Origin of the sequence: Acinetobacter sp. Colony158, from assembly GCF_019264745.1 — a bacterium.
GTDB classification, from domain to species: domain Bacteria; phylum Pseudomonadota; class Gammaproteobacteria; order Pseudomonadales; family Moraxellaceae; genus Acinetobacter; species Acinetobacter ursingii.
In genome coordinates this window covers 3217009-3239339 of record NZ_CP078523.1, presented here as the reverse complement: position 1 = coordinate 3239339, position 22331 = coordinate 3217009, and the positions used below count along the sequence as shown (strand labels likewise).

24 protein-coding genes are annotated in these 22331 nt (G+C 40.1%); 19 read left to right on the top strand and 5 right to left on the bottom strand.

The genetic code is table 11. The annotated features are described in order from the left end of the window. Nucleotides 1–45 precede the first annotated feature (45 nt). Nucleotides 46–756, top strand: a complete 711-nt coding sequence (locus tag JR005_RS13180) for a pseudouridine synthase (protein ID WP_049175531.1) — start codon at nt 46–48, stop codon at nt 754–756. 2 nt (nt 757–758) lie between these two features. Here the strand turns inward: JR005_RS13180 and JR005_RS13175 are convergent, their stop codons facing one another. The 3 genes from JR005_RS13175 to JR005_RS13165 all read right to left on the bottom strand — a co-directional run bounded on the left by JR005_RS13175 (nt 759) and on the right by JR005_RS13165 (nt 2640). Continuing rightward, complete coding sequence (locus JR005_RS13175; RefSeq protein WP_004989495.1) at nt 759–1202, bottom strand: GNAT family N-acetyltransferase; 444 nt, start codon at nt 1200–1202, stop codon at nt 759–761. Nucleotides 1203–1310: 108 nt separating this feature from the next. Continuing rightward, nucleotides 1311–1619, bottom strand: coding sequence for a type II toxin-antitoxin system RelB/DinJ family antitoxin (locus JR005_RS13170; protein ID WP_151732696.1), 309 nt, complete (start codon nt 1617–1619; stop codon nt 1311–1313). Between the two features lie 88 nt (nt 1620–1707). Further along, the gene (locus JR005_RS13165; protein ID WP_215900273.1) at nt 1708–2640 is read right to left on the bottom strand and encodes an RluA family pseudouridine synthase; all 933 of its coding nucleotides are present in this window, start codon (nt 2638–2640) and stop codon (nt 1708–1710) included. Between the two features lie 127 nt (nt 2641–2767). Here JR005_RS13165 and tsaE point away from each other — a divergent pair, with 127 nt between their 5' ends. The 4 genes from tsaE to hfq all read left to right on the top strand — a co-directional run bounded on the left by tsaE (nt 2768) and on the right by hfq (nt 6759). Then, entirely contained in the window at nt 2768–3241 is a 474-nt protein-coding gene (gene tsaE, locus JR005_RS13160) for a tRNA (adenosine(37)-N6)-threonylcarbamoyltransferase complex ATPase subunit type 1 TsaE (protein WP_004997121.1), read from the top strand. Continuing rightward, on the top strand, nt 3238–5187 hold the full coding sequence (mutL, locus tag JR005_RS13155) for a DNA mismatch repair endonuclease MutL (protein WP_171494113.1): 1950 nt from the start codon (nt 3238–3240) through the stop codon (nt 5185–5187). Before tsaE ends, mutL begins: the two co-directional genes overlap by 4 nt. A gap of 6 nt (nt 5188–5193) precedes the next feature. Next, nucleotides 5194–6138 carry a tRNA (adenosine(37)-N6)-dimethylallyltransferase MiaA gene (miaA, locus tag JR005_RS13150; protein ID WP_151732694.1) on the top strand — a complete coding sequence of 315 codons (945 nt, stop codon included), beginning with the start codon at nt 5194–5196 and terminating at the stop codon, nt 6136–6138. A gap of 93 nt (nt 6139–6231) precedes the next feature. Beyond that, complete coding sequence (hfq, locus tag JR005_RS13145; RefSeq protein ID WP_004989480.1) at nt 6232–6759, top strand: RNA chaperone Hfq; 528 nt, start codon at nt 6232–6234, stop codon at nt 6757–6759. Nucleotides 6760–6887: 128 nt separating this feature from the next. On the opposite strand, the gene JR005_RS13140 is transcribed toward hfq, so the two are convergent. Both JR005_RS13140 and JR005_RS13135 read right to left on the bottom strand, forming a co-directional pair. After that, a complete protein-coding gene (locus JR005_RS13140) occupies nt 6888–8231 on the bottom strand; it encodes a peptidylprolyl isomerase (protein ID WP_218665248.1) in 1344 nt (447 codons plus the stop codon). Further along, complete coding sequence (locus tag JR005_RS13135; protein ID WP_218665247.1) at nt 8231–10690, bottom strand: LPS-assembly protein LptD; 2460 nt, start codon at nt 10688–10690, stop codon at nt 8231–8233. Before JR005_RS13135 ends, JR005_RS13140 begins: the two co-directional genes overlap by 1 nt. 119 nt (nt 10691–10809) lie before the next feature. Between JR005_RS13135 and JR005_RS13130 the strand changes: the two genes are divergently transcribed. From JR005_RS13130 to JR005_RS13065, 14 genes are all read left to right on the top strand, one after another. Then, nucleotides 10810–11823 carry an aminoglycoside phosphotransferase family protein gene (locus JR005_RS13130; protein ID WP_218665246.1) on the top strand — a complete coding sequence of 338 codons (1014 nt, stop codon included), beginning with the start codon at nt 10810–10812 and terminating at the stop codon, nt 11821–11823. Next, nucleotides 11823–12512, top strand: a complete 690-nt coding sequence (murU, locus tag JR005_RS13125; RefSeq protein ID WP_218665245.1) for an N-acetylmuramate alpha-1-phosphate uridylyltransferase MurU — start codon at nt 11823–11825, stop codon at nt 12510–12512. The genes JR005_RS13130 and murU overlap by 1 nt, the downstream gene beginning before the upstream one ends. Nucleotides 12513–12597: 85 nt before the next feature. Then, nucleotides 12598–13236 carry a 16S rRNA (guanine(527)-N(7))-methyltransferase RsmG gene (rsmG, locus tag JR005_RS13120; RefSeq protein ID WP_004989469.1) on the top strand — a complete coding sequence of 213 codons (639 nt, stop codon included), beginning with the start codon at nt 12598–12600 and terminating at the stop codon, nt 13234–13236. 12 nt (nt 13237–13248) lie between these two features. Then, entirely contained in the window at nt 13249–14031 is a 783-nt protein-coding gene (locus JR005_RS13115; RefSeq protein ID WP_004997149.1) for a ParA family protein, read from the top strand. Beyond that, a complete protein-coding gene (locus JR005_RS13110) occupies nt 14028–14915 on the top strand; it encodes a ParB/RepB/Spo0J family partition protein (RefSeq protein ID WP_004989464.1) in 888 nt (295 codons plus the stop codon). The genes JR005_RS13115 and JR005_RS13110 overlap by 4 nt, the downstream gene beginning before the upstream one ends. Nucleotides 14916–14962: 47 nt before the next feature. After that, a complete protein-coding gene (locus JR005_RS13105) occupies nt 14963–15601 on the top strand; it encodes a MotA/TolQ/ExbB proton channel family protein (RefSeq protein ID WP_218665244.1) in 639 nt (212 codons plus the stop codon). A gap of 11 nt (nt 15602–15612) precedes the next feature. After that, entirely contained in the window at nt 15613–16041 is a 429-nt protein-coding gene (locus tag JR005_RS13100) for an ExbD/TolR family protein (RefSeq protein ID WP_004989460.1), read from the top strand. Beyond that, complete coding sequence (gene msbA / locus JR005_RS13095; RefSeq protein WP_049175512.1) at nt 16038–17765, top strand: lipid A export permease/ATP-binding protein MsbA; 1728 nt, start codon at nt 16038–16040, stop codon at nt 17763–17765. The genes JR005_RS13100 and msbA overlap by 4 nt, the downstream gene beginning before the upstream one ends. A gap of 5 nt (nt 17766–17770) precedes the next feature. Then, a complete protein-coding gene (gene lpxK, locus JR005_RS13090; RefSeq protein ID WP_218665243.1) occupies nt 17771–18790 on the top strand; it encodes a tetraacyldisaccharide 4'-kinase in 1020 nt (339 codons plus the stop codon). Further along, nucleotides 18791–19552, top strand: coding sequence for a 3-deoxy-manno-octulosonate cytidylyltransferase (gene kdsB, locus JR005_RS13085; protein ID WP_004989453.1), 762 nt, complete (start codon nt 18791–18793; stop codon nt 19550–19552). Further along, nucleotides 19552–20535, top strand: coding sequence for a DNA polymerase III subunit delta' (locus JR005_RS13080; protein WP_416378518.1), 984 nt, complete (start codon nt 19552–19554; stop codon nt 20533–20535). The genes kdsB and JR005_RS13080 overlap by 1 nt, the downstream gene beginning before the upstream one ends. Before the next feature lie 12 nt (nt 20536–20547). Continuing rightward, complete coding sequence (locus JR005_RS13075) at nt 20548–20889, top strand: PilZ domain-containing protein (RefSeq protein ID WP_004989449.1); 342 nt, start codon at nt 20548–20550, stop codon at nt 20887–20889. Between the two features lie 16 nt (nt 20890–20905). Further along, nucleotides 20906–21679, top strand: a complete 774-nt coding sequence (locus tag JR005_RS13070; RefSeq protein ID WP_218665241.1) for a TatD family hydrolase — start codon at nt 20906–20908, stop codon at nt 21677–21679. Between the two features lie 43 nt (nt 21680–21722). Further along, nucleotides 21723–22331, top strand: a complete 609-nt coding sequence (locus tag JR005_RS13065; RefSeq protein WP_004989445.1) for a TetR/AcrR family transcriptional regulator — start codon at nt 21723–21725, stop codon at nt 22329–22331.

Below are 22331 nucleotides of genomic sequence, written 5' to 3'. Positions count from 1 at the left end.
TTAAAAATCAGTTAAACTATGCCATCGCTTATTTCGGATATTGTTATGCTCTTGGAAAAAATGTTGCAATCACAAGGTTTTGGTTCACGTAAACATTGTCAGCAACTGATTAAAAACGGAGCAATAAGCATTCATGGCGAAGTGCAAACAGATCTAAAATGTCGTGTCGATGTGAAAGATTTAAACTTTTCAGTATATGGTCAAGATTATATTTATCGCGAAAAAGTGTATATTGCACTGAATAAACCCCAAGGTTTTGAATGTTCACATCAACCTCAGCATCACAAAAGCGTCTTTAATTTATTCCCAGAGATTTTAAGAGAACGTGGACTCGCTGCGGTTGGGCGTTTAGATCAAGATACAACAGGATTATTATTACTAACAGATGATGGTCAATTTTTACATGCGCTCACTCATCCTAAGCGTCATGTTCCAAAAGTCTATCATGTCACGACACTCGACCCGATTTCTCAGGAACAATTAATCGCGCTAGAAAATGGAGTTGAATTACATAACGAAAAAGGAATTTTTGCTGCAACAGATGTTCATTTATTAAATGAGTACCAACTCAGTTTAACCATTCATCAGGGTGTTTATCATCAGGTTAAACGTATGCTTGCCGCAGTAGGGAATAAAGTTCAAGCGCTGCATCGTCAGCAAATTGGTGAATTGGATTTGCCTGAGCTTGAATTAGGGGAGTGGGTTTATTTAAATAAAGAGCAAATTCAGGCAGCACAACAATCAAATTCACAGTGAAATTATTTAAGAAAACAGTGATAAGTAAGAAAAGCATCATCCTGAATAAATCCCATAGACTCATAAAGCCGTTGAGATTCGACGTTGGTTTTCTGAGTCTCCAGACTAATCCTTAATGCACTTTCATGTCGTGCAAATAATATTGCAGTATCGATGAGTTGTCTGGCAGATCCTTGACGACGATAAATGGGGGTTACATAGACATCGTCTAAAATATAATAATTTGAACAGGCGACAGAAGAAAAACCCAGATAAAGCAAGACAAAACCTGTAAACACATCATCTTTAACATGGATGAAGATGACACTTTCTTTATTTTCGAAGCGTTGTTTTAGAAAATTATAAGATTGTTTAAGATTAGATGAAGCACCGTAAAACTGACGATATTCATCAAATAACACCGCAAGCTGATTTAGATCTTCTAATGTCGCACGTCTTACAATCATCTAATGTCTCCATATATTTTATTAATTATCCTAAACATGGAGAGCATAACGAAAAAATCTAAAGAAGAACGTTAAAACTTGTTTATATTTATAAATAGTAAAGCGTATTTAAAGTTGATCACTTTCACCTAACAGCGCATTTAACTCTTCAAAAAAAGCATCATCATCAAGCTCTGTATCTATAGCAGCCCCATTGCTTTGCGTCGTCGCAGATTTAATTTTACGCAGCTTTAATAGCTGTTCCATATTGATATTCTGGTTCTCAATGGTAAATGGAATAGACTTAGTTAAAACCACTTGCTTGAAAAAAAGACGAACTGCTTGAGCCGGTGTAATCCCCAGTTGCTTAAAAACAGCAAAGGCCTGTTTCTTTTCTTGTGAGTCAAGGCGAACCTGATAGACTTCTGTTTTTCGCATGAATAATAACCGAATGATTTTTTAATTTTAAAAAATTCATTGTAAACCAAGAAATTGTAATTTCAATATTTTGCACATAAAAAATCGTTCATTTGTCATTACTTTGGTATGACAAACTCAAATCAAATGTTGATTCAATACAAATTTTCTGACTATTGATGGGATCGGTGAACTCAATGCTTTTGGCTAAAAGTTGTAATGGCGCAGAAAAATCATCGTCTGCTTTATGTTGAACAGTGGGATAAAAAGGATCATTTTTAATCGGAATACCTAAATAATTGAGATGAACTCGCAGTTGATGCTGTTTACCCGTATGGGGTTTTAACTGATATTTTGCCCATGTTTTATTATGCTCCAGACATTCAATCAAGGTTTCGCTATTGGGCTCACCGCAAGGATTAATCTGCATGGTATAAAAAGGTTGTCCTTTTTCCATACAGAGATTAAGAGTTTGGGGAAAATATAATTCTGGATCATAAGCTGCAATTGCATGGTAAGTTTTTTGGACTTGTCGTTTGGCAAAAAGCTCCTGATAGGCGTTTCTAACTTCAGCTTTTTTACTAAATAGCACGATTCCTGCTGTTTCCCGATCAAGCCGATGTATTGGACTTAATTCTTCAATTCCAGTCTGATTTTTTAAGCGTACCAGTAATGTTTCCTGTACATATTGTCCTGTCGGACTGATGGTTAAAAAATGTGGTTTATCGACAATCAATAAATGTTCATTTTCAAATAAAATTTGGTGCTCAAACGGAACATGGATTTCATGCGCCAAAAAACGATAATAAAAAATATGGGTACTGGCTTGATATGGACTATCGACTGAGAGTATTTGTCCAGTCGAATCATAAATCAAACCCTCTGTAAAACGTTGTCGCCATTCTTGTTCTAAAATATGTGCAAAGTGTTTGCAGAGATATTGAAAAACCGTCTGAATAGTTTGATCTTGATTATGGGGTAAGAAGACCTGACTGGCACTCACGCCATTGATCATCGGCGGTTTAAACTCAATTTTGTTCATGAAATGTGATAAAAATAAACAGATGTAAATGGCTTGTTTTAAAATAAAACAGATGTCCGCCTAGCGTAGGCTTTTAAAGCCTGAAAATGCTATCATATTCCGTTCTTCGATTCATGTCGTGTGTGCTATGCAATATTCCTTATCGTTACAATTAAATAGTGAAGATGATACTCAGCAGTTTGCGCAGCATTTAGCTAATTTTGTGCAATCTGGTGTGATTTACTTGATTGGTGATCTAGGAGCAGGGAAAACCACCTTTACACGCTATTTATTGCAACACATGGGACATCAAGGTGCAGTCAAAAGTCCAACTTATACGCTGGTTGAACCTTATAAAATTAACAATAACGAAATTTTCCATTTTGATCTTTATCGTTTAAATGATCCTTATGAATTAGAGCTGATGGGGATTCGTGACTATCTCGAAGTGCCTAACGCTTTATTTTTATTTGAATGGCCCTCTAAAGGTGGAGATGAAATTCCACAGGCAGATCTTGTGATCAATATTGAAAAATCAGAAGATGATCTTCAGCGTTTTGTTACATTGTCTTTAAATGATGAAAACCTTTATCAGGCATTAAAGGAAACATTGGAATCATGAGTGATTCAATTAGCTTGCGTCGTATCCATGCTTTAAATCCTGCTTTAGCCAACCAGATTGCTGCGGGAGAGGTGATTGAGCGCCCGTCATCAGTAGTCAAAGAGCTTCTGGAAAACTCGATTGATGCAGGAGCAACCGAGTTGATTATTCGTGTTGCACAAGGCGGCGCAACCCTCATTGAAATCATCGACAATGGCAATGGCATTCATCCAGATGATCTGCCGCTTGCCGTTATGCGACATGCCACTAGTAAAATTCAAACTGCTGAAGATTTGCATGCGATTGTCAGTTTGGGCTTTCGTGGAGAAGCATTGGCTTCAATTGCAGCCGTATCACGCTTGACTCTGGTGAGTAGCCAAAATGAAGAAGGGATTGGTTATCAGGTAGAAGTGAACGGTACTGCTTTTGAACATCAACAGGTTCAAGCAGTGGCAGCACAAAAAGGTACTCATATTCGTGTACAGGATTTATTTTTTAATGTACCTGCACGGCGTAAATTTTTAAAAAAACCAGGTACAGAATTTGGACATATTGAAGAAATTGTTCGCCGTTTGGCTTTAACCCATTTTGATATTCGCTTTGTCCTTGAGCATAATGATCAGATCCGTTTAAACCTGCCTATAGCAGATAGCGGTGCTTTAAGATTCCAGCGAGTGCAACAATTATTGGGTCAACAATTTACGCAAAATGCTTATTGGCTCGATAGTGAAAGTATCAATATGCGTTTGTCAGGTTGGCTTGGACACCCTTCTGATGCCAGACCACAGGCTGATTTACAATATGTTTATGTGAATGGCCGTATCGTCAAGGATAAAACCATTTCTCATGCGCTGCGCATGGCTTATGATGGTATTTTACATGGCCATCAATATGCGGGTTATTTACTGTTTTTAGAGGTTGATCCCGAGCAGATCGATGTCAATGTGCATCCCACCAAGCATGAAATTCGTTTCCTCAATCAACGTGAAGTGCACGAGTTCGTCAGACATTATGCCAAAGAAACCTTGGCGCAGTTTCAAACTGCAAGTACTGATTTAGCTCAGGCAATGAAAGCTGATGAGCAGATGACATCCGCTTTAAATACGGTCATTCAACCGCGTTATCAGGAACAATTTGCTTTACATAAAAATTTGGATATGTCGCCACGAGTATCAGATCAGTCTGAAACAACACCAGAGCTTTCTACTGAGTTACTGACTGATTTTAATGCCAGCCGTCCACAGACTGTTCAATATTCACCCCAAAGTCGTTATAACGGTTCAACGCAGCTCAATAATGCCCTGAAAACGTATTTGTCGCCGCTTCGGGAAAATTCAGATACTGAGCATGATGCATCTGCAACATCCTCTTCAGTCGATGAGTTTCCTTTAGGGATCGCCATTGCACAGTTACATGGCATTTATATCTTGGCACAAAATACAGAAGGGCTGATTATTGTTGATATGCATGCGGCGCATGAACGTATTTTATTGCAACAAATGAAAAGTGCTTGGGATAAACCAGAGTTTTGGACATCTCAACAACTTTTAATTCCAAAAATTATTACCATTAGTCGCATGCAAGCCACCCGCATTGAGGATTTAAAAAATCAACTGCTTCGATTGGGGCTTGAAATCGATCAATACGGCGATGAGCAGGTCATTGTTCGAGGGGTGCCTGCGATTTTGCAAAAAGCCGATTTTGACAAGCTCATTCCTGAACTGTTGCATGATTTGGATCCAAATGATGAGGCTCAGGCACTGATGCAAAAGCGCGATCAGATTTTGGCGGGTATGGCATGTCATGGCGCAGTACGTGCACATCGTATGCTTAGTCTTTCGGAAATGAATGCCTTACTCCGTCAGATGGAACAGACTGAATTTGCCAGTCAATGTAATCATGGTCGTCCGACATGGCGAGCGTTTCCACTTAATCAACTTGATAAACTTTTTGCTCGCGGAGAATAATCCCAAATGTCATCAAACTTGCCTGTGATTAATCTGATGGGGCCGACTGCCAGCGGAAAAACTGCGCTGGCATGTGAGTTATACGAACGTGGACATTTTGAAATTATTTCAGTGGATTCAGCACTTATTTATCGAGATATGGATATTGGTACTGCTAAACCTACGCAAGAGGAGCAAGCACTTTATCCGCATCATCTGATTGATATTATTTCGCCGTTAGAGGTGTATTCTGCTGCCCAGTTTGTCGAAGATGCGAGTCGCTTGATTGATGACATTCACGCACGCGGTAAAACCCCGATTTTGGTGGGTGGAACGATGTTGTATTTCAAAGCATTGCTTGAAGGGCTTTCAGATCATTTACCTAATGCAGATGCGCAGGTTAGAGCGGAAATTGAACAAAAAGCAAATGAGCAGGGTTGGCAAGCTATTTATGAAGAATTAAAGCGGGTGGATCCACTTGCAGGAGAAAAGTTCAAAGTTTCAGATAAACAACGAATTATTCGGGCATTGGAAGTTTTTCGTTTAACTGGTCAGCCAATCACAAAATTACAAGCAGAACAGCCTAAAAATTTACCATATCGCTACATTTTTCATAATTATGCTTTACTCCCAGATCGAGTAGAATTACATCAGCGAATCGAACAAAGATTGCGCAAAATGTGGGGTATTGGTTTTTTAAATGAAGTGGAACACTTGATTGAAAAATACGATATTAATGACAATTTGCCCTCAATGCGATGTGTCGGCTATCGACAAGCACTCGATTTTCTTCTGAAAAGTGACAAAAGTCACAAAAATAAGCTGGAGATGGAAGATAGAGCATTATTTTCGACACGACAACTTGCAAAACGTCAATACACTTGGTTACGATCTTTGCAAGAAACACACTGTTTTAAAACTTATTTAACGATAAAGCAAGCTCAAGAAGACTTGCGAAACTCTTATGGATAAAGCAAAATTTACATACTATCTTTTTTATAATTTTTAATTGAAAACTAAAGATGGTTTTTTGCGCTGATTTTTAATTTTTTTTGGAGTTATAACATGTCTAAAGGTCAAACTTTACAAGATCCGTTCTTAAATTCTCTCCGTAAAGAACGTATTCCTGTTTCTATTTTCCTTGTGAACGGTATCAAGCTACAGGGTCATATTGAATCTTTTGACCAATACGTGGTTCTATTAAAAAACACAGTAAGCCAAATGGTTTATAAGCATGCAATTTCTACAGTTGTTCCTGCTCGTAATCCACGTCCAGCTGGCGCTCCTGCAACAGCAGGTCAAGGTGGCGGCTTTGGCGGTGGTCAAGGTGGCGGCTTTGGCGGTGGTCAAGGTGGTGGCTTTGGCGGTGGTCAAGGTGGTGGCTTTGGTGGTCAAGGCGGCTTCGGTGGTCAAGGTGGTGGCTTCGGTGGTCAAGGTGGCTTTGGTGGTCAAGGCGGCTTCGGTGGTCAAGGTGGCTTCGGTGGTCAAGGTGGCGGCTTTGGTGGTCAAGGCGGCTTTGGTGGTGGTCAATCATCAGGCTTTGATGGCGATACAAAATTTGAAGATAATCAAGAAGACGAAAATAATCGTTAATTGATCATTTTAGAGAAGCCCCGATCTTAATCGGGGTTTTTTTATGTCAAAAAGTATGTGTGCGATTAAATTTGAACAAGTCAAAACAAAAAAGCCAGCAATTGCTGGCTTTTTTATAAAATCAGGTTTTAAGATTTATTTTTCTGACTTTGTTCCTGAAGGGCTTTTTTATCCAGAGTTGGATCTTTGATTTCGACGTAGGCATTAGAACGTACTTCACGTAACCAACTATCCACTTCGGTATCAAACTGGCGTTCACCTAATATTTGACGCGCCATACGCTCTTGATATTCATGCGTCATATCCTGTTTACGAGTATCTTGTACCTGTAAAATATGCCAACCGAACTGAGTTTGAAATGGCTCGCTGATTTGACCCACAGGCGTATTCTTCATTTTTTCATCGAACTCAGGAACCATCATCCCAGGAGTTACCCAGCCTAAACTACCGCCATCACGAGCAGAACCTGGATCATTGGAAAAGGTGGCTGCTAAAGTTGCAAAATCTTCACCTGCTTTTAAGCGATTATATAAGCTGGTGATCATTTGCTTGGCATTTTCAGGACTGACGACTTCAAAAGGTTGAATTAAGATATGGCGAGTTTTATATTGCTCCACCATCGCTTTTTGATCACTGGTTTTGCGGTCAAGTAGTTTTAATACATGAATTCCATCACGGACATTAATCAGTTCGGTGGTTTGACCTGTTTGTAAGGCACTTACACGCGCTGCCAGTTCCGCAGGAATATCGGCTAAGTCACGATAACCCATATCCGCACCTTCAACCTTGATATCTTTGGTTGAATAAGTCTTGCCAATACTTGCAATATCATCGCTGCTATTTAAAGCGGTTTTAACTTCTTGAGCGACCTGATTGAGTTGTTGCGGATCTGCTTTGGCACCAGAAATACGTGCATGTAAGACATGAACCTGACTGCCTAACATGGCTTGACCCTGTGGGGATTTTAAAAAGTTGGCAACGTCTTGATCGCTAATTTTAATACGTGACATCACTTGTTGCTGACGTAAGCGACTGATGGCTAGATCTTCACCAATACGATCACGTAAGGATGCATAAGTTCCTGGCGCCATAGCATCCAGCTTTTGCTGGAAAGCTTCAAGAGATTTGCTGCCAGATTGGTTTGCAACTTTAAGTACGGCTTCATTCAGCGCTTTCTCGTCAGGTTTGATCCCATAACGTTTCACTTGCTCAAGTTGGGCTTCACGTAAAATCAGTTGATCTAAAACTTGTAGCTGTAAGTATTGTTCAGGCGGAACTTCTTTTTTTTGCGCTTGCATTTGATGGGCTGCCTCAGCAACGCCTTGTTCTAAATCGCTCTTTAAAATGACACTATTGTCCACAATTGCAATCACTTCATCCGAAGGAGTTGCAGCAAAACTATGCATTGATGAAGAAACAACCGCTGCGAGGGCAGTTGCTTTAAATAACTGTTTTAAATACTTTGTCTTCATTAACGTTGTGTCCAAGATTGATTAGTTTCTTTAAAGCCTAAAACTCGATTTTCCATAATAGATGCAAGTTTGTTATTTACACCACCTAAGCCTTTCAGGGTAAGTTCGACCATAACCGCTTTTTTTACATTGACGTTTGGATCGTTTGGATTATCAAGGTCATTGTAATAAGAGCGTCCATAGACAGAAACGCCCCAACAGCATGATTCGTAATTTACACCGAGTAAATATTCACGCGCGACACTATTATCAAGGTCGTATTGAACATGGCCCATAATACGCCAATTGTTATGGATAGGTTGTATAAAGGATGCAACCACCTGATCATAAGTATTTTGGCGATCTGGAATTTCTTTACGATAAAAATAGCCTAAGTTATACAGATTTCCTTTGTCACCTGTGTAGTACATTTGAAAATCACGTTGTGAATTCGTACCGTTCGACATCCATGCGGAATTTGCACCAATGGTAAAGTGCTGTGAAAGCTGACTAGATAAACTCACCACAGGCCCTGTATTTTTTTCCGTGTCGCTTTCATCATTACTGATTAAAGTGACGCGTCTATCTTGAAAATAGTAGCTTTGTCCCACACTGGCGCGTAGGCGTTCTAAACCTTCTGGATCAAATAAACTATAACTTATGCCCAAAGACATAAAGTTATTATCTTCTAAACGGTCATGTCCATAGAAGCGATATGGGGTAAACAGTTGATCGTAGTTAATCGAGGCAGTGGTGGTATCAAAGTTTGGGTAATCTGTCTGATTTTTATACGGTGCATAGGCATAAAATGCTCTTGGCGTAATGGTTTGCAGGTATTTTCCATCTTTTTCAAAAGTTAAACCAGTATCCAGACTGAATTGCGGTACAACCACCGATTTATTTTTATCGTTTGGCGTTGCTCCACCTTCAGGATATAAAGCGTTGATGGTGTTTTCATCATAAAATGTATTGATGCTACGAACCGAGACTTCAGGGATGGCAAAAGCATAGGTGTTTCTAAAGTTATAACGTGCCGCGAATTGGTTATAGATTCGTGTACCACTTGGCTGAGTGCTATAGTTGTTAGTATCACTAATGTCTTTTTTGAAATATGCGGTGTCGTTATTAAACTCGTATTGTAACCCTAGAGGATTGCCCGTGACATAGTTTAGTAAAAACTGAGGTAGACGCGCATAAGGTCGGTCAATATCAGCTACGGTTTTATCTAGAGTCTGAAAGTCTTCAACTTTTAATTGAGCTTTTAAGCCAGGAATTTGATTTTTATAATTTAACACCCAGGCACGACGTAAATTTAAATCTGTCTTAGAATCAGGACTTGAGTTTAAGTCAGCCGTAAAGTCTTTATCTGATGCGTAATTGTATTCTAAGTTGGTTGACCAATAATCATTGATATCCCAATTATGTAAAAATTTTAAATCTTTACGGTCTTGATCATTATATTTTTTATCTTCAGGAAGATAAGCGCCAGAAATTTTACCCTCACCAAAGTTCTCGGTGATATATCTGAACTGACCTTCCAGCATCGTACCACGATCAGCATAGTAGCGTGGTGTCACAGTTGCGTCGTAGTTAGGCGCGAGATTGAGATAAACAGGAACGGCAAGTTCAAAACCACCATCATTGGAGAAACCAAAAGTGGGGTTTAAAATACCAGTAGTTCTACGATCATCAATCGGAAAGTTAAAATAAGGAACTGCTAATACAGGTACATCTTTGACGTAAAGTTTTGTGCCCTTGGTTATGCCCCGACCACTGTCCTGATCCAACTTGATTTCTTTGGCTTTAATTTGCCATGTTGGTTTTTCTTCAGGAGGGCAGGTCGTGTAGGTCGCATCATGCAAAACCATCGTCGTCGCTGATGTACGATTGATCTGCTGTGCATGACCATGCACATGCCGTTCCTCAGAAATATAGAAACTATTATTTAAATCACCTGTTTGGGTCTTTAAATTGTAATTGATCTTGTCACTTTGAGAAAGCAGGCCGCCTTGTGCTAATTGTACGTGACCTTCAGCGTCAACATAGGTTTGAGTCTGATCAATGGTGACTTTGTCGGCGCGAATAGATCGACCTTCCTGATCAATTACGACATTACCACTCAGCTCTGAATCACCTTTTGGATTGTAATGTCCATAGTCAGCAGTCACCACAGAAGTTGCCTTTTCTGGATCTACGGCTTGAGCGGTTGGGCTGATGGGAGTGATCCATGTGCCTGTACAAAAGGCAGAGCTTAATGATTTTGTATCTCTGACCTGAGCTTCAGGTGCAGATTTATCTACATAATATTGCTCAAAAAATTCCTGACCAGGATAAGCTTTTTGAATGCTTTCCTTGAGCTGTTTATTATCAACGTTAGAAGCCGCATTATCCGACTCAGCATAACTTGATTGTATGGAGCCACCACATAAAAGTGTCAAAATAGCGGTCGCTAAAGGATTAAATTTAAACTGATGCTTCATTGTTTCATTAACCAAGTATGCTAATTCGCAATTAATTATTGTCGCATCATAGAGAAAAAGTTTATAAGTGGCTACACTTATGACTTCAAAATCTCAGCTAGTTTTAGATTTTATTGCAAATGAATACACAACGTGAACAATTGATACAATCATGGATTGCCTCTGCTTTGAATACTGAAGATTTTCAGGTTCACTTTTTAGCTGGAGATGCGAGTTTTAGACGCTATGCACGCGTCATTAACCAAAATAATACCTTTATGTTGATGGATGCGCCACCTGAAAAAGAAGATTGTGCTCCATTTGTGATGATTGATGAGTTTTTTGATCAGCATAGTGTACGTGTGCCACATATTATTGCTAAAAATCTGGAGCAGGGTTTTCTGCTACTTGAAGACTTTGGTGATGTGGTCTTATCAACTCTACTGAATGATGTCACGGTGGATCATTATTATCTACAAAGCTTTAAGCAACTGATTCAATTGCAATCGATTCAGGGTGAGGGACATTTCCCAGTCTATTCACATGAAAAGTTACTGACCGAAATGAAGTTGCTGACAGATTGGATGCTGCCATCACTTCAAATTATACCAAGCGCAGAACAGCAAACAGTTATCGATCAAACATTTGATTTATTGGCAAACACTGCGCTTGCACAGCCTCAGGTGATTGTGCATCGGGATTTTCATAGTCGTAACTTGATGAAAATTGAGGGCGAAGAACAACTGGGTGTGATTGATTTTCAGGATGCGGTGATCGGCGCAGATACCTATGATCTGATCTCGATTACGCGTGATGCGTATGTGCAGTGGAATGCAGATCGGGTTTATCGTTGGTTCCAGCTTTTTTATGATTTATTACCCGATGAAGCCAAGATCAATCGCAGTTTTGAACAATTTAAAAAAGAAGCGGACTTTATGGCGATACAGCGTCATATCAAGATTTTAGGTATTTTCGTGCGCTTATTTGAGCGTGATGGAAAATCGGGTTATCTCAAAGATTTGCCTCTTGTCATGTGGTATTTACTCGAAGAAAGCAAAGCTTATCCAGAACTGGCTGCTTTTATGCAATTTATGCAGCAGACAGTTATGCCTAAGTTTGTTGAAAAATATGGTCGTTATGAGGTAGCCGCCTAATGAAAGCTATGATTCTTGCTGCGGGCTTGGGTAATCGTATGCGTCCATTGACTTTGCATACACCGAAGCCTTTATTGCAAGTCGCTGAAAAACCTTTGATTGTCTGGCATATCGAAAAATTGAAAAAGATTGGTGTCACCGAGATCGTTATTAATACGGCATGGTTGGCTGATAAACTGGTAGATGCTTTAGGCGATGGCTCGCTTTTAGGTGTCAAAATTTTATGGTCACATGAAGCTGAAGGTTTGGAAACAGCGGGTGGTATTATCAATGCCTTGCCACTTTTGGGTGACGATCCTTTTATTTTGGTCAATGGTGATGTTTGGACAACGATGGATTTTGCATCGCTTTTAAAGGTCAAATTAATCGACGATTTAGCACATTTGGTATTTGTGCCTAATCCTGTGCAACATCCGCAGGGTGATTTTGTGCTGTCAAATGACAAAGCTTATACTTTTGAGCAAGCGCAAATAGGTGAGGCTCTAACTTACAGTGGCGTGGCTGTTTTATCGCCAAAACTATTTGAAAATTTAGAACACGGTAAACGACCTTTAGCACCTTTATTGAAACAAGCCATGCTTAACGGCCAAGTGAGTGCTGAAAAAATGCAGGGTGTTTGGGTTGATGTGGGTACGCCTGAGCGATTAAATGAGCTAGATCAACATATTAAAGCAGGTTTATATATTTAACTGTGTAAACGCTAATCGTTGACCACTACTTTTGAGTAGAGAAATAGGTATACTGCAACTAACTTTTTAGAGATGTTCCACGGATATGCATCCTTTTTTCCACGAATTAAAACAGGGCAGTCAGGCTTTAGGTTTAGACCTGAGCGATGACGCTTTAAATCTGTTGTTGAAATATCAAGATGCATTGGTGCTCTGGAATAAAGCCTATAATCTCACGGCGATACGGGATCCGAAAGAAATGTTGGTGAAGCATTTATTGGATAGTCTAAGTATCTTAAAAGATTTACCTGAAGGTCGGTTACTCGATGTCGGTACAGGTGGCGGTATGCCAGGCATGATCATTGCATTGTGTCAGCCAGAACGTTGCTGTGTATTGCTAGATTCAAATGGTAAAAAGATTCGATTTTTAAAACAGTTTATTGCAGATTTAAAATTAAAAAATGTGATTGCTGTCCAAACACGTGTAGAAAATGAAGATTCGATTGGTGAATTGGGGCAATTCGATGTGATTACCAGCCGTGCATTTGCTTCACTAACTGATTTTGTCAATGCCGCACGACCGTACATGCATCAAAGCAGTATCATCGCTGCGATGAAAGGTTTAGTTCCTTTAGAAGAGATGCAGCAAATGCAACATGAATTTTCGTGTCAGGTGATTGAGTTGCAAGTGCCGCGTTTAGATGAACAACGTCATTTGCTTTTACTTGAACAAAAACAATCTTAAATTGGGGTAACTATGGCTCAGATTATTGCAATAGCCAATCAAAAAGGCGGCGTAGGTAAAACCACGACCGCTGTGAATCTGGCTGCCTCATTGGCTGTATTAAAAAAACGCGTACTTTTAGTGGATATGGACTCACAGGGCAATGCCACTATGGGGTCTGGTGTGCAGAAAAATGATTTGCTGTATTCCATCACCGATGTATTGCTCGGTGAAGTTCCTGTCGAAACTGCAATCACAAAATCTGAAGTAGGTTATAAAGTGCTGGGTTCAAACCGTGAGCTTTCGGGTGTAGAGCTTGCGATTGCGGATCAGGAAGGGCGTGAATTTATTCTAAAAAAAGCGCTAGATAGTGTTCGTGATGCTTTTGATTATATCATCATCGACTGTGCGCCTAGTCTGAGTCTAATTACCGTTAACGCACTTGCTGCTGTAGATGGGGTTATGATTCCGATGCAGTGCGAATATTATGCACTGGAAGGTTTAGCCGATTTAACTCAGACCATTGATCGTATTCAACAGGCATTGAATCCTGAGCTACAAATTATTGGTGTACTACGCACCATGTACGATGCACGTAATGCTTTAACTCGTGATGTTTCTGCTGAATTAGAACAATTTTTTGGCAAAAAACTCTATGACACGGTCATTCCGCGTAATGTTCGTCTTGCTGAAGCACCTGCACACGGTTTGCCGATTATTTATTTCGAGAAAAGCTCCAAAGGTGCTGTGGCTTATTTAAATTTGGCTGCTGAAATGTTGAAAAAAAGTAAAGTGAAAAAAGGGAGTCACGCATGACCACAAAAAAACGCGGATTGGCAAAAGGTCGTGGTCTGGATGCACTTCTCGGCTCTATTCAAAAAGAAAAGTTACAAATAGAAGCACAGGCGATTGATCATGGTCAGCTCAAACAGATTGATGTCAATCTACTGAAACGTGGGGAATACCAACCACGTCGCTTTATACAGGAACAAGACTTAAAAGAGCTTGCATCATCTATTGAAAAACATGGTGTGATGCAGCCGATTGTGATTCGTCCGATTGAGGATGAAAAATATCCCTATGAAATCATTGCGGGTGAACGTCGTTGGCGCGCAGCACAATTGGCAGGTTTAAAAGAAATTCCTGCGATTGTCCGTGACTTGAATGATCAGGTTGCCATTGCATTGGCACTGATTGAAAACATTCAGCGTCAGGATCTTAACCCGATTGATCAAGCATTGGCTTTACAACGTTTTCATGACGAGTTTGGTTTAAGTCATCAAGAAATTGCAGAAACCGTGGGTAAAGCCCGTACCACGGTCAGTAATTTACTGCGTTTACTCAGTCTGGATGATGCCATCAAAAATCTGATGCAGGAAGGTCAATTGGATATGGGACATGCTCGAGCGATTTTGGCGTTAAAAGCCAAAGATCAAATGGCTGTCGCTAAAATTGTCATCGAAAAAAGTCTTTCAGTACGTCAAACAGAGCAACTGGTTCGTGAATGGAATGAGCCAAAACAAGACAAACCTCAGGCTGTGATTTCGCCAGATATTGAGCAATTGACCCAAAAATTATCTGAACGTTTTGGTGCAAATGTAAAAATCGATCACAATAAACAAGGAAAAGGCAAACTGGTCATTCACTATCATTCACTTGATGAGTTAGATGGTATTTTAAATATTTGCTTAACCGATTAGTCTATGCTGACCTTTTAAATTTTTTGTAGTCATTGGGGAAGTACAGCATGTGGGAATTAGTTAAGGCAGGGGGCTGGTTGATGCTGCCCCTCATTCTATGTTCTATTTTTACTGTGGCGATTAGTATCGAACGTTTTATTCGCCTGAGACGATCAGCAGTTTTGCCAAGCGCCCTCATGTCTTCAAGTTCTCATTCAGTTGATCAGGTCATTGTGCAATTGCAGCAAAACCAAGCCTTGCAAACCAGTCCTTTAGGACGAATTTTAAAAGTTGGTATTGAAAACCAGAGTATGGGCGAGCAATTTGCCAAAGCACAAATGGAAGTTACTGCCTCTCAGGAAATTGGATATCTGGAACGTAATATTAACTTTTTGGGAACGATGAGTGCCGTTGCACCTTTGCTTGGTCTTTTGGGTACAGTCGTTGGAATCATCGAATCCTTTCTAGTAATTGATATTGGATCGAGTAGTAGTCCAACTTTAATGATTCCTGGTATTTCTAAAGCGTTGATCACTACCGCTGTGGGGATGTTGATCGCAATTCCAGCATTAATGGCGTATCGTTATTTTCAGCGTCTTGTACATGAATATATCGCAGAGCTTGAACAACAAGCGACTCTTTTTCATGCCGCACTTTTTTTCAAACCTTCGCAGTCAAATGCATTTGAGCAACGTCGTGTAGGCTAGGGCGGGATATTATGAAATTTAAGCGCCCGCAAGTTGAAGATATTCATATCAATCTGACACCTATGATTGATTGTCTGCTGTTTATTTTGGTGTTTTTGTTGCTTTCTACGACCTTTGCACAAAATAGTCGAATTAATCTGACTTTACCCGATGCGCAAGGGGTTCCACCAAAACAATACGATCAAAAAATCGAGGTCATGGTAGACTCTTCGGGGCATTACATGGTCAATGGTCAAGCCATTTCTAGTCAGAGTAGTTCTGATTTAAGTAGTGCAATTAAACAGGCGGCACATGATCGTCGTGATTTAATGTTTGTCATCGCCGCTGATGCCAAAGCGACGCATCAGGATGTGATTCGCGTGATGGATGTGGCAGGACAGCTTGGTTTTGTTAACATCAACATTAGTACAAAAGTTCCTTCCAGAGGTTTTACTGAGTGAAGCAAGATTTTAAGATTTATCTTCGTCTACTATCCTATCTAAAACCCTTTTGGGGCATTGCATTATTAGTATTGGTTGGTTTTGCGATCAATGCTGCAACTGAAGTGTCAGTTGCCAAGTTATTAAAATATATCATTGATGCAATTCAGGAAGGTAGTCGACAAAATCTTGATTGGTTTCCAGCCCTTATAGTGTTGTTGGTTTTCTTTCGTGGTCTGGGCTTGTTCATGGGCAGTTATTTTACCGCTGTCATCTCACGCAGTTTGATCTTTAGTATTCGTCAGGATGTCTATGCAAAACTGTTGTGTTTGCCTTCACAATATTATCTGGATAATTCGTCAGGGCATATTACTGCCAAGATCATGTATAACGTAGAGCAACTTACGGCTGCATCTTCTGAATCGCTGACGACCATTGTTAAAGAGGGTTTTATTACCATTGGCTTATTGGGTTATCTTTTTTACTCGAACTGGCGTTTGACTCTGTGTATTCTAATTTTTATGCCTTTGATTGGTTTGCTTGTTCGTAAAGCATCTAAAAGAATGCGTAAACTTTCGATTCAAGTACAAAATACCATGGGTGATGTGAATCACGTGGTACAGGAAAGTATCAATGGTAATTCAGTGGTCAAAACCTTTAATGGCGAGGCCTCAGAACAACAGCGCTTTTATAAATCTTCTCAGGAAAACCTCAAACGTGGTTTGAAAATGGTGGTAGTTCAAAACATGAACTCGCCACTGGTACAATTAGTAATGGCATTTGCCATGAGTTTGATCGTCTGGTTGGCTCTACGCCCACAAATTTTGGGTAATACGACTGCGGGTGAGTTTGTGGCCTATATTACGGCTGCCGGCTTGCTCGCAAAGCCTATAAAAAATCTGACCGATGTAAATGAAAAGATACAACGTGGTATTGCAGCAGCTTATTCTGTTTTTGAATTATTGGATTTACCTGAAGAAAAAAATACAGGCATATTGAAGCCTGAATTGAAAGGTAATATTCGTTTTGATCATGTGGGTCTGGTGTATAAATCAGATGTTCATGCCATTCAGGATTTTACGCTCAATATTAAATCAGGTGAAACGATTGCTTTGGTCGGGCGTTCTGGCGCAGGTAAAACTTCTTTGGTGAATTTGTTGGTGCGTTTTCAGGAAACGACTAGCGGTCAAATTTATCTGGACGATCTTCGTATTGAAGATATCGATTTACCAACTTTACGCCGTCAGGTTGCGATGGTGAATCAGCAAGTAGTGTTGTTTAATCGTACAGTGCGCGAAAATATTGCGTATGGACAGCTTGAAGGTGCAAAAGAAGAAGATATTATCGCTGCGGCAAAAGCTGCTTATGCACATGATTTTATTATGAACTTACCGCAAGGTTATGACACCGTTCTTGGCGCTCAGGGATTGAATCTATCGGGTGGTCAGCGTCAGCGTATCGCGATTGCCCGAGCGATCCTAAAAGATGCCCCGATTTTGATCTTGGATGAAGCGACAAGTGCACTGGATAATGAATCTGAGCATTTTATCCAAAAAGCTTTTGATCAGGCGATGCAGCAAGATCGTACCACCATTGTGATTGCACATCGTTTGTCAACGATTGAAAATGCAGATCGAATTGTGGTGATGGATAAAGGTCGTATTGTGGAACAAGGTACACATTCGGAATTACTGGCTAAACATGGCGCTTACTATCAATTACACCAGCGTAATTTTGAGGATTAGTCTGCATGTCTTTTGCCCAAATAATTCAGGATGCGTGGAATAAACAAGCAAAATGGCTAATTTTGTTACGTCCACTGTCATGTTTATATTGGGTAGGTTCAAGTTTTAATCACAAGCTTTATCAAACTGGCGTAAAAACGGTATATACCGCACCCGTACCAGTGATGGTGATTGGTAATATTACGGTAGGTGGGAGTGGTAAAACGCCTCTATTAATCCAACTGATCAAATATCTGATGCAGCGACAGCTTAAAGTCGGTGTGATCAGTCGTGGTTATGGTGGTCAAGGTCCTTTTCCCGCTTTCGTGGATATGAGTTCCAAACCTGACGAAGTGGGCGATGAACCGTGTTTAATTGTTCAATCTACACATGTACCGATGGCTGTAGGAGCAGATCGTAAAACAGCAATTGAGTTGCTGTTAAGTCAATATGACATCGATCTCATTATTAGTGATGATGGCTTACAACATTGGGCCTTAGATCGACAAATTGAATGGATTGTACTGGATCTTAATCGCGGCTTGGGCAATGAAAAACTGTTGCCTGAAGGTTATTTACGTGAACCCAAATCACGTTTAGAAACGGGGACTGTTATTGAACATGGAGTACAACCGCAGTCGAGCTTAAATATGCACCTTCAAGCAGGTCAGCCGTATTTGCTAAATCCATCTGAAAATGCTGCAAATTTATTTAATCCGCAAGACCAGTTTTATGCAGTAGTCGGTATTGGTTTTCCGCAGCGTTTTTATAAAACGCTTGAATCGATTGGTATTCAGGAATTTCAATGCCATGAATTTCCTGATCATTATGATTATGAAATTGAAGATTTAAAGTTTGATGATCACAACCCCATTATTACCACTGAAAAAGATGCGGTAAAGATTTTAGCTTTGCTTCAACAGTATCCAGATTTCGCTACTGAAATTTGGGTCGTGCCTGTAGAAGCAATCCTTTCTCAAGATTGTTACCAATTACTTGACGCTCAATTACAACAGTTGGGTATTTCTCTGCTTCAGGAAATTTAAATGAAACACATCGTCATTCCTGCTCGTTTTGCTAGCTCACGTTTACCTGGGAAACCTCTTTTAGAGATTCATGGTCGTGCCATGATTTTACGTGTTGTTGATCAGGCAAAAAAAGTTCAAGGTTTTGATGATTACTGCGTGGCCACAGATGATGAACGTATTGCTCATATTTGTCGTACAGAAAATATTGATGTCGTGATGACCAGTACGGAACATCCTTCTGGTACAGATCGTTTAAGTGAAGTTGCACGAATCAAAGGCTGGGCAAGTGATGACATTATTGTTAATGTGCAAGGTGACGAACCTTTGTTGCCTGCTAAATTAGTGCAACAGGTGAGTCAGTTATTGGTTGAAAAACCAAATTGTTCCATGTCGACCTTGTGTGAGCCGATTCACCAGTTGGAGGAATTTCAGCGTAACAGTATTGTGAAAGTTGTCATGTCTAAAGGCAATGAAGCGCTATATTTTAGTCGTGCAACGATTCCTTATGACCGAGATGCGGCACAACAGCACACTCAACAACTACATGCGCATGCTTATCGTCACTTGGGATTATATGCTTATCGGGTCAGTCTGTTACAGGAATATGTGACTTGGGAACAGGGCACATTAGAAAAACTTGAAAGTCTTGAGCAGTTGCGTGTGCTAGAAAATGGTCATCGAATCGCGATTGCGATTGCAGAAGCCAATCTGCCACCGGGTGTGGACACTTTGGCGGATTTAGAGCGTTTAAACGCGATGCCCGTTTCAAGCTTTCAATAATTTTGGATGATTTGATGCAAACTGTTTATCCGTGGCAACAAAATGTATGGGAGACGCTCACCAGCCGATTCCCAGAAGTGGGCCATGGTCTCTTGTTTTATGGCAAAAATGGTTGTGGGAAACATGAATTTGCCCAGCATTTTTTAGCTTGGATTCTCTGTTCTCATAAACAGGCTCAAGCAGCATGTGGTGAATGCGTAAGTTGTCAGTGGTTAAAGTCCGATACCCATCCCAATTATGTACATATCAGTACCGATGAAGACAATAAAAAACAAAATGCCAAGATCAAAATTGAGAAAATACGTGAGCTATTGCCTTTTGTGCAACAAACCGTAGATGGCTGGCGTGTGATTGTGATTGAACCTGCGGAAGCTTTGAATATTGCTTCGTCCAATGCGCTCTTAAAAACACTCGAAGAGCCGGGTGAACGTATCATTTTAATTTTATTGGCAGATCATTATTTAAAATTACCTGCGACTATTCGTAGTCGTTTGCAGCACTTTGCACTGGATCGAATTTCACCTGAGCAAGCATTGCAATATATTCAAAATGAACAGCCTGAACTTTTGGTAGAACAAATCAACTTGCTCTTGAATCTTACGGGCGCTATGCCCATAAGCGCGTTACAGTTAGCAGAAAGTGATTGGTTAAATAAGCGTACTGACTTTATGGCTGATTGGACAAATTTAGTCATACAGAAAAATAAACCCATAATGCTCGCAACCAAATGGTCAAAAGAACTGAGCTTTAATGATTTTGTTGCGATGTTGGAGTACTTGTTGGGTGATGTAATTTGTGTCAAGCTCAATCAATCAATCAAAAACATTGATCTGTCTTTTGATCAAATCGTGCCAACCTATACGCTTGAGCAATTGTTTGAAATCTATGCAGAAATACAACATGCCAAGCAATTGGTTGAGCAAAATGTACAAACCAATCTGGTTTTGGATCAACTTTTTATAAAATTAATGAATGTTAAATAAAGGGGAAGTAGAATGGAACCACGTATGATGGGCGGAATTATTCAGTTAAATATTCCTGATCGTGCAACCTTGCAAGCCAGTTATATGAGTTTTGTGCAAGGTGGTGGTTTATTTATTCCTTCCAAGCAAGCTGTCAAGCTGGGTGACGAGATATTTGTACTGGCTACCTTGCCTGAGCAGTCGCAAAAGATTCCACTCACTGGAAAAGTGATCTGGATTTCACGTAAACAAACTGGGGTTAAACCGCATGGTTTTGCGATTCAACTCAGTGGTGAAAAGGGGATCTACTACAAAAATGAAGCAGAGAAGCTTTTGGCAGGTAGTGTATCTGATCGTCCTAATTTCACCATGTAAAAAATAGGAAAAAATTGTGTTTGTAGATACTCATTGTCATCTGACCATGCTGGATTTGACAGCTTATGATGGAGATTTGGATCAGGCCTTGGCACAGGCGCGTCAAGCAGGTGTATCCAAGTTTATGAGTATTTCAGTGGATCTGGATGATCATCTTCAACTTGCTCAAATCGCCGAACGCCATGATGATGTAGGATATACGGTTGGTGTGCATCCCTGTGAAGATGCAGCCACGATGGCGCGAGCGACCACTGAATTTCTGGTTGAATTGGCACAATCTGATAAAGTTTGGGCATTAGGCGAAACGGGGCTTGATTATTATCACAGCACTGAATTTGTAGAACAACAAAAGCAATGTTTTGTAAGGCATATTGCGGCATCTAAAATTGTGAAAAAACCAGTGGTGGTACATACTCGTTCTGCCAAGCAAGATACCATTGAGATTATTCGTGCTGAACATTCGACACATGGTATTTTACATTGTTTCACTGAAGATTGGGAAACAGCAAAAGCGGCGCTAGATTGTGGTTACTATATTTCCTTTTCAGGCATTATTTCCTTTAAAAATGCGCAAGATTTACGAGATGTCGCTAAACAAGTGCCACTTGATCGGGTGTTAATCGAAACAGATAGCCCCTATTTGGCACCTATGCCTTATCGTGGTAAATCAAATGAACCAAAATATGTGCCATTTGTAGCCAAAGCTTTAAGTGATGTATATGATAAACCTCTAGAAGAAATGGCAGCTATTACTCGCCAAAACTTTGAAAATCTTCTGAATATGAAATAGTTGAATTAAACGAAAGCTAAAGTAAGAGAGTTATTGCGTGAAGATGGATCGTCAGGCTCAGTTTCGAGCAAGAGAAATATTGATATTTCAGGTTGCAGAACAACTCCTATTGGAAAATGGCGAAGCAGGTATGACACTTGATGCTTTGGCAGCGGAGCTTGATCTTGCTAAAGGCACGCTTTATAAGCACTTTCAAAGTAAAGATGAACTGTATATTTTATTGATCATTCGTAATGAAAAGATGTTGCACGAAATGGTGCAGGATACGCAAAAGACTTTTCAGGAGCATTTAGCTTTTTTTATGTTACATCATTTGCATCATCCTGAACGTACTGTGATGTTTCATCAGATCGAAGAGCGTTTGTCGACAACTGGACAAGGGATACAGCAACTTTTTCAAGAGCTTTATCAGATTCGTAAGAAACGTTTACGCATTATTATTGGTATGACAGATACTTATCTGGAGTCAATCCAAAGCTCAATGACGACACGTGATTATTTGGCTGGAATTTGGTCGCTTACACATGGTGCAGCCGCTATTTTAAATTCGAGTTTTTATCAGCGTTATTTGGGTTCCAGAGATACGTTACGTATCGCCTATATTGATCAGGCTTTGGCAATGCCTAAGTTTATTCAAGAACAATATGCCTAA